At 69.1% G+C, this 12,644-nt stretch carries 10 protein-coding genes; 2 read left to right on the top strand and 8 right to left on the bottom strand.

Annotated features, from left to right (window positions below; translation table 11 throughout):
• Positions 1-86: 86 nt before the first annotated feature.
• Entirely contained in the window at positions 87-1,478 is a 1,392-nt protein-coding gene (locus ASE58_RS11745) for an MATE family efflux transporter (RefSeq protein WP_055821483.1), read from the bottom strand.
• Between the two features lie 231 nt (positions 1,479-1,709).
• Between ASE58_RS11745 and ASE58_RS18445 the strand changes: the two genes are divergently transcribed.
• A complete protein-coding gene (locus tag ASE58_RS18445) occupies positions 1,710-2,291 on the top strand; it encodes a TetR/AcrR family transcriptional regulator (protein ID WP_055821480.1) in 582 nt (193 codons plus the stop codon).
• On the opposite strand, the gene ASE58_RS11735 is transcribed toward ASE58_RS18445, so the two are convergent.
• The 7 genes from ASE58_RS11735 to ASE58_RS11705 form a co-directional block, all read right to left on the bottom strand.
• Positions 2,233-3,699, bottom strand: coding sequence for an efflux transporter outer membrane subunit (locus ASE58_RS11735; RefSeq protein WP_055821478.1), 1,467 nt, complete (start codon positions 3,697-3,699; stop codon positions 2,233-2,235). The genes ASE58_RS18445 and ASE58_RS11735 overlap by 59 nt on opposite strands.
• Complete coding sequence (locus ASE58_RS11730; RefSeq protein ID WP_055757679.1) at positions 3,699-5,258, bottom strand: MDR family MFS transporter; 1,560 nt, start codon at positions 5,256-5,258, stop codon at positions 3,699-3,701. The genes ASE58_RS11735 and ASE58_RS11730 overlap by 1 nt, the downstream gene beginning before the upstream one ends.
• Position 5,259: 1 nt before the next feature.
• Positions 5,260-6,390 carry an HlyD family secretion protein gene (locus ASE58_RS11725; RefSeq protein ID WP_055821475.1) on the bottom strand — a complete coding sequence of 377 codons (1,131 nt, stop codon included), beginning with the start codon at positions 6,388-6,390 and terminating at the stop codon, positions 5,260-5,262.
• Between the two features lie 132 nt (positions 6,391-6,522).
• On the bottom strand, positions 6,523-7,269 hold the full coding sequence (locus tag ASE58_RS11720) for an AcvB/VirJ family lysyl-phosphatidylglycerol hydrolase (protein WP_055757683.1): 747 nt from the start codon (positions 7,267-7,269) through the stop codon (positions 6,523-6,525).
• Entirely contained in the window at positions 7,266-9,890 is a 2,625-nt protein-coding gene (gene mprF, locus ASE58_RS11715) for a bifunctional lysylphosphatidylglycerol flippase/synthetase MprF (protein ID WP_055821472.1), read from the bottom strand. The genes ASE58_RS11720 and mprF overlap by 4 nt, the downstream gene beginning before the upstream one ends.
• Positions 9,883-10,326, bottom strand: a complete 444-nt coding sequence (locus tag ASE58_RS11710) for a DUF2147 domain-containing protein (protein ID WP_235515920.1) — start codon at positions 10,324-10,326, stop codon at positions 9,883-9,885. The genes mprF and ASE58_RS11710 overlap by 8 nt, the downstream gene beginning before the upstream one ends.
• 74 nt (positions 10,327-10,400) lie before the next feature.
• Entirely contained in the window at positions 10,401-10,757 is a 357-nt protein-coding gene (locus ASE58_RS11705) for a hypothetical protein (RefSeq protein WP_055757689.1), read from the bottom strand.
• Between the two features lie 270 nt (positions 10,758-11,027).
• Between ASE58_RS11705 and ASE58_RS11700 the strand changes: the two genes are divergently transcribed.
• Positions 11,028-12,635, top strand: coding sequence for an inorganic phosphate transporter (locus ASE58_RS11700; RefSeq protein ID WP_156347718.1), 1,608 nt, complete (start codon positions 11,028-11,030; stop codon positions 12,633-12,635).
• Positions 12,636-12,644: the final 9 nt, after the last annotated feature.

Here is a 12,644-nt window from a genome sequence, read left to right as displayed (position 1 = left end):
GGAGTGCCAGCGCCCCGGATATGTGGAGGCGTTCAGCGAGCGTCAAGGCGCGGTGGAACAATTTTGCAGCCGGAGCGTGGCCGGGTTCAGACGGGCCGAACCAGCCTCAGTTTCTCGCGCCGGCGCCAGCGATCGACCAGCAACAGCGCCACGACCAGCAGCCCGAAGGCGAGGCCGATCCAGATGCCGACCCCGGCGAGCGGCGTCCAGAAGCCGAGCGCCACCGACACGGAAAAGCCGACCGCCCAATAGCCGATGAGCGCGATGACCATCGGCAGCCGCGTATCCTGCACCCCGCGCAGCACGCCCGCCGCCACCGCCTGCGCCCCGTCGGCGAGCTGGAAGATCGCGGCGATCGCCAGATATTGCAGCGCCAGCGCGATCATTGCCGCATTGGCCGGCGCATCGACATCGACATAGACCGACAGGAACGCGCGCGGGAACAGCCACAGGGTCAGCGCGGTGAACCCCATGAAGCCGGTGCCGACCGCCAGCGCCGACCAGCCCGCGCGGGAAATCCACAACCGGTCGCGCGCGCCATAGGCCAGCCCCACGCGGATCGTCGCCGCCTGCGCGATACCGAACGGCACCTGGAACAGGAACGCCGCGATCTGCAGCGCGATGGCGTGGGCCGCGACCTCGGTCACGCCGATCCGGCCCATCAGGAACCCGGCGGCGGAGAACAGCGCCCCTTCAAACGTCATCGTCGCGGCGATCGGCACGCCCAGCACGAAGATCTGGCGCAGCCGCACGCCTTCGCCGCGCCACCAGTTGCCGAACAGGCGGAAGCGCCGCAGCCGCCGGTCGATGACGAGGACGGCGGCATAGGCGAGCATCATCGTGCTCGCCGTCGCGAGGCTGGCGATCGCCGACCCCTCCAGCCCCAGCGCGGGGAAACCGAGATTGCCGAACACCAGCAGCCAGTTGACGAAGATCGAGACGCCCAGCCCCATCGCGGTGATCGCCATCGCCCAGCCGGGCCGCCCGAGTGCCGAGGCGGTGATCCGCATGACCGTGCCGGCCAGCGCGGGGATCAATGCCCAGAGCAGGATATCTAGGAACGCGTCGGTACGGGCCGCGACCCGCACATCCTGTCCGGCGAGCAGCAGCAGCGATTCGCCATGCGCCATCAGTGCCATGAACGGAATGCTGCCGACGACCGCGATCCAGGCGGCCATGCGGAACGACCGACGCACCTCACGCACGGCATGACGGCGCTGGCCCAGTTCGGCGGCGATGATCGGCGCGGCGGCGCCGACCAGCCCGGACAGGGCGAACAGGATGACGCTGTAGACATAGACGCCCAGCGTCGCGGCGGCGAGTTCGACCTCGCCCAGCCGCGCGACGAACACCACGTCGACGGCATAGACCGCCATCTGCAACAGGTTCGCGCCGACCAGCGGCGCGGCAAGGCGCAGCGTCGCGGCCAGTTCGGCGCGGGCGGTCGCGGGTGCTGCGGGGGCGGCGGCGTGGGGCATGGGCGGCGTGTAGTCGGTTGGTGCGGGGGATGCCAGTTCGGGGCGGTGGGGGGGGGCGGGGGCTCCCCCACTCGTCGTTCCCGCGCAGGCGGGAACCCATAAACGCAGCCGCTGCGAATCCTGCCGAAACGTCAGCGTTTATGGACTCCCGCCTTCGCGGGAGTGACGAAAGGGGCGGGGGAGCAAGCACGGCCCCATGACGTCGCTGCCATTTCCCGATACAGCCACGCGATGACCCACGCTGCCGATCCCCGGCCGACCCGCGCGCCGCGCCGCGATGCCGCGCTTCGCCGCAATGCGCTGATCGCCGCTGCCGCCGATTGCTTCACGACCCATGGCTATGGCGTGCCGCTGGAGACGATCGCCGCCGCCGCGGGCGTCGGGCGTGCGACGCTGTATCGTAATTTTCCCGATCGGGCGGCGCTGGCGCTGGCGATCTTTTCGCGCGGGGCCGATCGGTTCGAGGCGATGCTGGACCCCGACCTGCCGATCGCCGAGACGATCGAGCGGCTGGTGCGCGCAGGGGCGGAATCGCTGGCGCTGTTCGCGCGGATCGCTGCCGAACTGCACCTCGACTACGCCAATATCGACCGGTTTCAGGAGCTGCGCGGGCGGATGGAGCGCATCCTCGCCCCCGCGCTGATCGCGGCGCAGGCGCGCGGCGAGGTCGCCGACGATATTTCGCCGCGCGACCTGGTGCTGACGATCCGCATGGCGAGCAGCCTGGTGCACCCGTTCCTGTCGGACGCCGAAGTCAGCGCGCAGGTGCAGACGGCGTTGCGGCTGTTGCTGAACGGCCTGCGTCCGCGCTGACCGGATCGGTCCAGCCTAGGCCCAGCGCCTTGTTCACCGCGATATAATATTGGGTCAGCTGGGCGCGGGCCTGCGTCACCGCAGCTGTCGCCGACAGTTGCTGGCGTTCGACGTCGAGCTGGTCGATCAGCGTGGTGGTGCCCGCCGTCACCCGCTGGCGGTTGAGCGCGGTGGCGCGCTTCGCGGTCGCCTCCGCCTGCACCAGCTGGCCCAGCTGTTTGCGGCTGTTGCCGTAGCGCGACAGCGCGGTCTCGGCGTCCTGCAACGCGTCGAGCACGGTCTTGCGATAGGTCGCGTCGGCCTGATCGCGCTGCGCCTCGCTGACGCGGGTGGCGGCGCGGTTCTTGCCGAAGTCGAGGAACGACCAGCTGAGCGACGGCGCGGCGATGGCGGCGATGTTGCCGAGGTCAAAGATGTCGCCAGGCGAGGTGCCGCCAAGGCCCAGCAGCCCCAGGAAGCGGATGCCGGGCAGCGCGCGCGCCTTGGCCACGCCGATCCCGGCGGTGCTGGCGGCGAGCTGGCGTTCGGCGGCGCGCACATCGGGGCGGTGCGCGATCAGCGATGCGGGGTCGCCGACCGCGACCTGCGCCGGGGGCAGCGGCACGGGCGCGACGGGCTTCAGCGTCGCATCGAGCGCGCCGGGGGTGCGGCCGGTCAGCACCGCCAGCTGGTTTAGATATTCGTCGCGTTGTGCCGCGAGCGGGATCGCCTGGGCCTGCGTATTTTCCAGCTGGGTCTGGAGCCGTTCGACCGACAGTTGCGACGCGGTGCCGGCGGCAAGGCGCTGGCGGGTGAGGGTCAGCTGCTGCTGTTGCAGGCGGGTGGTCGCGTCGCTCAAGGCGATGCGGGCCTGGACGTCGCGCAGCGCGACATAGGCCTGCGCGACGGCGGCCGACAGCGACACCTGCACATCGGCCAGATCGGCTAGGCGTGCGTCGCCGGTCGCGCGGACCTGTTCGATGCTGCGGCGGCCCCCGCCGAACAGGTCGAGCTCCCAGCTGGCGTTGGCGCCGACATTGTAGAATTCGACCTGCGTACTGCCGCTGCCCGGCTGGATCGGGGGCAGTTCGGCGCCGATGACCGTGGCGTTGGCGCTGGCGCTGGGTTTCAGCGCGGCGCGCTGCTGCGACAGCTGGGCCTGCGCTTCGCGTACGCGGGCGACGGCCAGGTCGATGCTGGGGCTGTGCACCAGCGCATCGTCGACAAGCCGGTCAAGCAGCGGGTCGTTCAGCCCCTCCCACCAGCGCGCCAGGCCGGGGGCGGGGGTGAAGGCCGGGTCGGCCGCGCGGGCGAATGTCCCGCGCGCAACCGCGTCCGACGCGGTGGCGGGCGGGCCGGCATAGTCCGGGCCGACGGTGCAGGCGCCGAGCAGCAGCAGGGCGGTCAGGGAAAGGCTTCGCGTCGTCATCAATGCACCGTCGCCGGTTTGGCGCCTTTTGGCAGAGGTCGCAGGAACAGGACGAGGGGCAGGACGCAGAAGGTGCCCATGCCCATGATCCAGAAGATGTCGTTGTAGGTCATCGTCAGCGCCTCGGCCGAAATCTGTTGCGCGAGCAGCCGCAACCCGACCGCCGGGTCGCCGACCGCCTGCCCCAGTTGCGCGATATAGTGCTGCACATCGGGGCTGTTGGCGTTCAGCGTCTCCTCCATCCGGCGCGAATGGAAATACATCCGCTGGTCCTGCAGGATCGAGATGCCGGCGAGCGAGAAGCTGCCGCCGAGGTTCCGGAACGCGTTGAACAGGCCCGACGCGTCGCCGGCATCCTCGGGCGGGACCGATCGGACGCAGGCCTGGCTGAGGAACAGCATGCACAGGATCTGGCCGACGCCGCGCAGCAGCTGCGATACGGTGAAGTCGGGGCCGGAGGATTGCGCGGTGAGGCTGGCGTCGAGCAGCGCGGCGGTGCCCATGATGAGCAGGCCCATCGACACCGCGATGCGGATGTCGATCCGCTTCAGCAGGATCGGGACCATCGTCATCAGGATCAGGCTGGGGATGCCCGACAGCAGCACGACTTTCCCCGCCTGCAACGCATTATAGTCGGCGAGCGCGGCCAGGAACTGCGGGATGGCATAGCTGGTGCCGTACAGGACGACGCCCAGCACGATGCCCATCAGCGCGACCGCGCCGAATTGGCGGTCGAGCAGCAGCTTCAGCTTGATGATCGGGCGTTTCGCGGTTGCCTGTCCCCAGAACAGCAGGACGAAGCCGACCGCGCTGGTGAACGCCATCCAGCGGATGAGTTCGGAATCGAACCATTGTTCGCGCTGCCCGTCCTCGAGGAACACGGTCAGGCCGCCGAGGCCCAGCGCAAGGCCGGCGATGCCCAGCCAGTCCGCCTCGCGGAACAGGTGCAGCTTCGCCTTTTCATGCGGCAGCCCGACCAGCAGCAGGGTGACGAGGATCGCGCAGATCGGGATGTTGAGGAAGAAGGCATAGTGCCAGCTGATATTCTCGGTCAGCCAGCCGCCGACCAAGGGTCCGAGCACCGGCCCCAGGATCGCGGTCACGCCGAACACGGCGATGCCGACCGGCTGCTGGTGCGGGGGCAGGCGCTGGGCGATGATCGTCTGCGCGGTCGGGATCATCGCCCCGCCGGTGAACCCCTGTCCCACGCGGCCGACAATCATCATCGGCAGGGTGGTGGCTATGCCGCACACCACCGAGAACAGCGTGAACAGCGCGGCGGCGATCAGCAGGAAGGTCCGCATCCCCAGCATCCGCTGCAACCAGCCGGCCATGGGGATGATGACGATTTCGGCGACCAGATACGCCGTGGCTATCCACGTCCCCTCGGTCCCGCTGGCACCGATTTCGCCCTGGATGGTCGGCAGCGCGGAATTGACGATCGAGATGTCGAGCGTCGCCATCAGCGCGCCCAGATTGCCCGCGATCACCGCCAGCCATGCCGCGAGGTCGGCCCGCTGCTGCGGCGGCGGGGCGGTGGTCACGCCCGCGCTGGCCATATCAGCGCTCCGCCTGCTCGCGCAGCTTCTTCAGGTCGTCGCGCGCCGTGCGGGTGTCGACCGTCACCGATACCGACAGGCCGGGCACTAGCAGGCGGCGCGCCTCCGGCGTCGCGGCGATCGAGATGCGCACCGGCACGCGCTGCGTGATTTTGGTGAAGTTGCCGGTCGCATTCTGCGGCGGCAGCAGCGAGAATTGCGCGCCGGTGCCCGGCGCCAGGCTTTCGACGCGGCCCTCGATCGGCACGCCGTCCAGCGCGTCGACCTCGATCTCAACCGGCTGGCCCGGCCGCATCAGCGCGAGCTGCGTTTCCTTGAAATTGGCGGTGATATAGAGCCGGTCGAGCGGCACGACCGACATGAGGCGCGTGCCGGCCTGCACATATTGGCCGATGGTCACCGTCTTGTCGCCGATGCGCCCGGCGATCGGTGCGGTCAGCTGGGTCGCGCCGACATCTACGCTGGCGGCGGCGAGCTGTGCGCGGGCGGCCTGTCCCTGTGCGCGGCCCTGCGCGACCTGGCTTTGGAGCGAGCCGACGCGGCGCTGCTGCGCGGCCACCGCGGCTTCGGCGGCGCGGACGTTATCGGCCGACTGGCGCGCGGTCACCTCCAGCTGGGCCAGCGTCTGGCGGGTTTCGGCACCCGATGCGGCGAGCGGGCGATAGCGCGCGACCTCACCCGCGTAATAGGCGGCCTTGCTGCGCGCGGCGGCCAGCTGGGCGCGGGCCTGGTCGATCGCGGCATATTGTTCGGTGATCTGCGCGCGGGCGGTGTCGGCCTGCGCGCCGGCGACCGCGATCTGCGCCTCGGCCTGTGCCGCCTGCGCGCGGGCGTCGCGGGGATCGATGCGGACCAGCGGCTGGCCAGCCTTCACATCCTGATTTTCGCCCACCAGCACTTCGGCGACATAGCCCGATACCCTGGGCGCAATGGTCACCATGTCGGCCTGGACCGTGGCGTCGTCGGTTTCCTGCAGGAATTTCCCGTTGTTCTGATAATCGAGATACCACCAGATGCCGACGACCGCCGCGACCACGACCAGCGCGATCAGGATATATTTGGCCCGGCCGTTCCCGCGCTTGGGCGCGGCGGTGTCCTGTGCCGGCTGGTCGTCGTGCTGTTGCTCGCTCATCGGTCGCTGATCCGCAGTCTCGCGCCGTCCCTGTCGCGGCGCGATCCTTATTAAGTGGACGTTTTGTCCGGATCAAGGCGATCTTGGGTGCGCTGCACAAAAAATCAGGCCAAGATAATCAGGCCAAGACAATCAGGTCAGAATGCCGGGGTCGGCCATGCGCAGCGTGGCGAGGATGGTGGCGATCACCAGCTGGTCGTCATGGTGCAGGAAATGGCCGCCAGGCAGGCCGACGACCTGCGCATGGCTGCCGCGCAGCGTCGGGCACAGGCTTTCCTCTTCCTCGCGGCCGTAGATGCAGATGACCGGTGCCCAGTGGAGCGCGCGCATCGTCGCGGTCGGCCGGGCGTCAGGGGTGCCGTGGTACAGGATGCCGGTGGGGTCGGAACGGAAATAGACGGTCTGCGCGGGTACGACGACGCTGATCGCGGCGATTCGCGCGCGCAGGTCGGCGGGCAGGTCGGGGGCGGTGGCCGACACCATGTCGGCGCCGAACGACTGGCCCATCAGGATCACCCGCTGCGCCCCGGTGCGCGCCATGGCGGTGCGGATCGCGTTCGTGACGATGGCGTCGACTTGTTCGCGGGTCTTGCGCGTGCCGAAATTCACCGGCGAGCTGACGCCGACGACCGGTATGCCGTGGGCGGCGAGCGCGGGAACGACTTCGCTGCCAAGGCCGAAGCGCAGTCCCATGTCGCCCGAGATATAGACCGCGACGACCGACGGATGCTTCTTCCCCCCGTCGAACAGGCGCAGCGACTCGCTGTCGATCAGGTGCAGCGCCGGCGCGGCAAGGCCGAGCAGCACCAGCAGCCCGGCGAGCAGCGCGCCGATGCCAAGGCGACGGCGCAGGCGGCGACGACGGTCGATACGGTTCATGACTGGGGTACTTTCGGTTCGACGCCAAGCCGGTCGGCAGCAGGGGCGGGGGGCAGGTAGAGCGCGGGCTGGGGCCGGGCGATCAGGCGGGACAGGTCGCGAAGCCCCCGCAGCAGGCCGATGCCGCCGGGGCCGGCGATGTAGCGCGGCTCCCACCCCGGCGCGAACTTCTCCTTGTAGGTCCGAAGACCGCGGAAACCGTAGAAGCGTTCGCCATGGCGGAAGATGAACGCCGCCGCCTTGGCCCAGGCGGGGGCGAGGCGGCGATCCTCGATCCCCGACAAGGGCGCCATGCCGAGCGAGAAGCGGGCGTAACCCTGCGCCTGCGCCCACAGCATCAGGTTGACGAGCAGGAAGTCCATGGTGCCCGGCGGCGTGTCGGAGCGATGGCGCATCAGGTCGACCGAGGCTTCCTTGCGGTTATCGGTCAGCCAGAGGTTCGCGAAGGCGACGATGCGGTCGTCGATCGTCACCACCGCCACGTCGAAGCACGACAGATAGGCGCGGTCGAAATGGCCGAGGCTAAACCCCTTTTCGCGCTGCGCCTTGGCCTCCAGCCATTCGTCGGAGACCGATTCGAGTTCGGCCATCACCGAACCGATTTCGCATGCCCCGACAATGTGCATCCGCGCGCCCTTGCGCTCCACTGCGCGTTCCGACTTGCGCAGCGCGCGCAGCCGGGGGGTGTCGAGGGTAAAGGTGGTGAGGTCGACCACCGCATCCTCGCCATATTTGACGATGCTGAGCCCCATGCCGATCGCGATGTCGAGGACCGGCGACGAAATCTGGTACAGCAGCAGCCGCCCCTGATCGCGGTCGGCGAGGTCGCGGAGATTCCACAGCAGTTCGCCCCATGCGTCGCGCGGGCCGACCGGATCGCCCATCACCACCCAGCTGGCCCCGTGGACCTGGTACATGACGAAGGCGTCGCCGGCGTCGGACAGCAGGAACCGTTTGTCGCCGGTCAGCGCCAGCATCGTGTCGGTGCGGTTGGCGTTGGCCAGGATGCGGCGGATCGTCGCCGAATCGACCGCCGACAGCGCGCTGCGCGCCGCCGCGGCGGTCGGCGACATCAGCCGCCACACGCACGCGCCCGCCAGCATGACGATGACGCCGAGCGTCGCGCGCAGGAAGCGGGGGGCGTCGCTGTGCAGCGCGAATTTCCACCACAGATTTTCGGAATAATCGACGTGGCGATAGGCGAAGAAACCCGCCCAGATCGTCAGCGCGATGACGGCGGCGACCGACGCGACCCAGCCGGGGCCGACCGGTTGCCCGGTCAGCGCGGTGCGGCGGTAGAAGGCGCTGCGGGTCCATTGCAGGAGGGCGGCGACGGTGAGGCAGGCGGTCGCCTCCTCATAATCCAGCCCCTTGCCGATCGAGAACAGCGCCGCAGCGATCAGCAGCATGCGGGTGGCGAGGAACGCGCCGTCGAGCCGGCGATAGAGGGCGGGGGCGAGCAGCAGCAGCGCGGTGCCGGTCAGGCTGGCGGCGATCGAGCTGCCCTCGATCATCGGTAGCGGCAGGATCGCGGCGAGGTCCCCCATGCGGGCGCGGACCGAGGGGAGTGAACCCGACAGCAGCAGCATCGCGCCGGCCATGAAGGTCGCGACGCTGAGCGCCAGCGGGGCGACTCCGGTCGCAACCGCGCGCATGCCCGACAGGAAGCGGCTCGACCGCCGCCGCTGGCGTGCCCCTTCGTGCCATGCGAGGACCAGTACGCCGCAGCCGAGCGGCAAGAGGTAATAGAGCACGCGGTAGGCGATCAGCGCGGCGAACAGCGTGGCGCGATCGACGGGCACGACCGCCAGCACGACCGCTTCGAACACGCCGATGCCGCCGGGGACATGGGTCACCACCGCCGCGACGATGCCGAGGGTGTAGGCGAGGATGAAGGCGGGCAGCAGCACAGGGGCAGCGCCGGGGATCAGGACGAACAGCGCGGCGCTGGCGCAGGCGATATCGACCAGCGCGATGCCGATCTGCAGCAGCAGCAGGCCCGGTCCCGGCAGCGGCAGGGTGAAGCCGAACAGGCGGATCGGCGCGCGGACGATCGCGCAGGCACCGAGCAGCGCCACGGTCAGCGCGGCGATGGCCCAGCCGGCGACCTGCACCTCGGTCGCCGAGAGGGTGAGGCCGGCGAGGTCGAGCGCCCCGGGGTGCAGCAGCAGGGCGACTCCGGTGACGCTGACGACCCCGGCCCAGAAGGTGCCACTGGCGATCGCGACCACGCGGGCGACGTCGGGGCCGTCGAGGCCGGCGGCGCTGTAGATGCGGTAGCGCGCCGACCCGCCGGTCAGGAGGGCGAGGCCGAGATTGTGGCTGAGCGTATAGCTGGTGAAGGAGGCGAGCGCCGCGGTGCGCCACGGCAGCGGGCGGCCGATGGTGTGGAGCGCCAGCAGGTCGTAGAAGGTCAGCGCCAGATAGCTGCCGGCGGTGGCGAGCAGCGCAAGGACGACCTTTGCCGCGGACAGGTCGTGCAGCGCGCTGCGCACATCGGCGAAGCGGATCTCCTGTGTCAGATGCTGGAGCGCGGCGAAGCCCAGCGCGATCAGCGCCAGCACCACGAGGACGCCGATCGGCGTGCGATAGCGATCGAGCAGGCGGCGCAGCTCAGCCATGGGGCACCTGTGCGATGCGCGACCAGTTCTGGCTGCGGCAGAGCATCCCGCCCCACAGGCAGCCGCGAATCCGCAGCGTGTCGGCATTGGGCAGGTCGATGCGCGAGGCGAAGCGGCGGCCCATGTCGGGCACGAACACCGTGCCGGTCCACGCGCCGCTGCCATCGGCGGCATAGTTTTCGAGCAGTTCGGTACCGAGCAACCGTTCTACCCCGCCGTCTTTCGCATCGGCGCGGGCAGCGGGGCTGGCCCATACCACCCAGCCGCACAGCCGTGCGCCGCACGGGGCGGTGCGCACCGCGACGTTGCTGTGCGGGCTGAGCCACAGGCCGGCGGGCGACACCCCCGGCGCAAATGCGCTGGCGGGCAGGGCCACCGCCATGCCGAGCGCCGCCACGATCCCGCTCCACACCCGCATCGTTCGATTCCCCTTCATGTCCGGGGAAATAGCTTACGGCGAATTGCCGGGGGTTCAGCGCGCGCTGAACAATCGGTAATGTTGGCGGGCCGCTACCGGTTCAACGCATAGGTGATGATGAAGCAGGCGGCGGTCAGCAGCAGCATCGCGGCGATGAAGGTCGCATCGGCGATTCGCTCCAGCCAGTGCAGCCGCGCCGTGCCCTGTACGCGCAGCGCGAAATAGCTGCTGAGCGTCGCGATCAGGAACAGCAGCGCGTCGACCGACAACAGGTCGTCGGCCACCGTCTGGCGCGCGCGCAGCGTGATGGTGACGTGCAGCAGGCCGATGCCGGTCAGGCAGACGCCGACCATCGCCGAGGCGATCGGGCAGATCATCCGGCAGGTGCGTTCGTCGAGCGCGATCCGCGCCCGGTGGCGTGCCCGAGCCGGTTCGTTGCGATGGTCCATGGCGGCGACTCCTTGTGCCGCCCCGCACAGCATCGGTCGAACCCACGGCGTCAAGCGGGAAAGCGCGGACTGATCCGATGGTCGCATGTGGCGGCGGTGCAACGCCGGTGGCCGAAAACGGGGATTTCATGCATCATATCGCCAAAGCACATTCGGTTCGCTATGGGCCGCTTCGCCGAACCGCGATGCCGACGCGGCCGGTGTGCGACGCTCCCCAAGCTGTCACACTTCGCCGATAGGGCGACAGGTTCATTCGGCAGGGGAATTTCGATGACGAGCGCAGCGCTGGAGCGGGATGGACGCCCCGGCCCGAAACTGGACGACGGCTTCGGTCGCGCCGGTACGTTTGGATTCGCCACGGCGATCGTCGCCGCACTCGGCTACGTCGTCTACAACGTGTATCACGACGCATCGGCGGCCAGCGTCGATCCCCTGACGTTGATGCCGTTCGCGTTGCTGGTGCTCGCGCTGATTATAGCGCTGGGCTTCGAATTCGTGAACGGGTTCCACGACACCGCCAACGCGGTCGCGACCGTCATCTACACCAACTCGATGCCCGCGCACGTCGCGGTGGTCTGGTCCGGCATCTTCAACTTCCTTGGCGTGCTGATGTCGACCGGCGCGGTCGCGTTCGGCATCATTTCGCTGCTGCCGATCGAACTGATCTTGCAGGTCGGGTCGTCGTCGGGCTTCGCGATGGTCTTTGCGCTGCTGATCGCGGCGATCGTGTGGAACCTTGCCACCTGGGCGCTGGGCATCCCGTCGTCGTCGTCGCACACGCTGATCGGGTCGATCATCGGCGTCGGCGTCGCCAATGCGATCCTGCAGGGGCGCAACGGCTCGGCCGGCGTCGACTGGGACAAGGCGACCGAAATCGGCAAGGCGCTGCTGATCTCGCCGATGATCGGGTTCGGGGTCGCGGCGCTGCTGTTCCTCGCGATGAAGGCGCTGGTGCGCAACAAGGCGCTGTACGAGGCGCCGGTCGGCGACACGCCGCCGCCGCTGTGGATCCGCTGCCTGCTGATCTTTACCTGCACCGGCGTCAGCTTCGCCCACGGGTCGAACGACGGGCAGAAGGGCATGGGCCTCATCATGCTGATCCTGATCGGCACGGTGCCCACCGCCTATGCGCTGAACCGTGCGGTGCCGGCGCAATATGAGGCGCAATTCGCCACCAACAGCGCCGCCGCCGTGCGCGTGCTGATGCCGCAGGGCGAGGGCGCGACCCCCGACGACGCGACCGCCCGCGCCCAGGCGCAGCGCTATATCACCGAACGCAAGCTGGCCCCCGATACCGTGCCCGCCGTGACCACCATGGTCGGCGCGATCGAGCAGCAGGTCCGCGAATATGGCACGCTGGCCAAGGTGCCGGCCGCCGTTAGCGGCAACATGCGCAACGACATGTACCTGACGTCGGAAGCGGTGAAGCGGCTGTCGAAGGAATCGTCGCTGTCGCTGACCGAAGCCGACAAGAAGGTGCTGACCGAATATCGCGGGTCGCTCGACGCCGGCACGCGCTTCATCCCGCTGTGGGTGAAGGTCGCGGTCGCCTTTGCACTGGGCCTTGGCACGATGGTCGGGTGGAAGCGGATCGTCGTCACCGTCGGTGAAAAGATCGGCAAGACCCACCTGACCTATGCGCAGGGCGCATCGGCCGAGCTGGTGGCGATGGGCACGATCTTCGGCGCGGACAGCCTGGGGTTGCCGGTATCGACCACGCATGTCCTGTCGTCGGGCGTCGCCGGCACGATGGCGGCGAACCGGTCGGGGCTGCAGGTGTCGACGGTGCGCAACCTGCTGATGGCATGGGTGCTGACGCTGCCGGTGTCGGTGCTGCTGTCGGGGTCGCTGTACCTGCTGCTCAATCGCATCTTCTGATTTCGGCGG

Origin of the sequence: Sphingomonas sp. Leaf9, from assembly GCF_001421355.1 — a bacterium.
GTDB lineage: Bacteria > Pseudomonadota > Alphaproteobacteria > Sphingomonadales > Sphingomonadaceae > Sphingomonas.
The sequence above is the reverse complement of the archived record's forward strand: the minus strand, read 5'-3'. Positions and strand labels throughout refer to the sequence as shown.

Excerpts from the sequence above, each read along its gene's own strand:
- ASE58_RS11705 (WP_055757689.1), bottom strand. The coding sequence starts at position 10,757 with ATGGACCATCGCAACGAACCGGCTCGGGCACGCCACCGGGCGCGGATC.
- ASE58_RS11745 (WP_055821483.1), bottom strand. The coding sequence starts at position 1,478 with ATGCCCCACGCCGCCGCCCCCGCAGCACCCGCGACCGCCCGCGCCGAA.
- ASE58_RS18445 (WP_055821480.1), top strand. The coding sequence starts at position 1,710 with ATGACCCACGCTGCCGATCCCCGGCCGACCCGCGCGCCGCGCCGCGAT.
- mprF (WP_055821472.1), bottom strand. The coding sequence starts at position 9,890 with ATGGCTGAGCTGCGCCGCCTGCTCGATCGCTATCGCACGCCGATCGGC.
- ASE58_RS11720 (WP_055757683.1), bottom strand. The coding sequence starts at position 7,269 with ATGAACCGTATCGACCGTCGTCGCCGCCTGCGCCGTCGCCTTGGCATC.
- ASE58_RS11735 (WP_055821478.1), bottom strand. The coding sequence starts at position 3,699 with ATGACGACGCGAAGCCTTTCCCTGACCGCCCTGCTGCTGCTCGGCGCC.
- ASE58_RS11730 (WP_055757679.1), bottom strand. The coding sequence starts at position 5,258 with ATGGCCAGCGCGGGCGTGACCACCGCCCCGCCGCCGCAGCAGCGGGCC.
- ASE58_RS11700 (WP_156347718.1), top strand. The coding sequence starts at position 11,028 with ATGACGAGCGCAGCGCTGGAGCGGGATGGACGCCCCGGCCCGAAACTG.
- ASE58_RS11710 (WP_235515920.1), bottom strand. The coding sequence starts at position 10,326 with ATGAAGGGGAATCGAACGATGCGGGTGTGGAGCGGGATCGTGGCGGCG.
- ASE58_RS11725 (WP_055821475.1), bottom strand. The coding sequence starts at position 6,390 with ATGAGCGAGCAACAGCACGACGACCAGCCGGCACAGGACACCGCCGCG.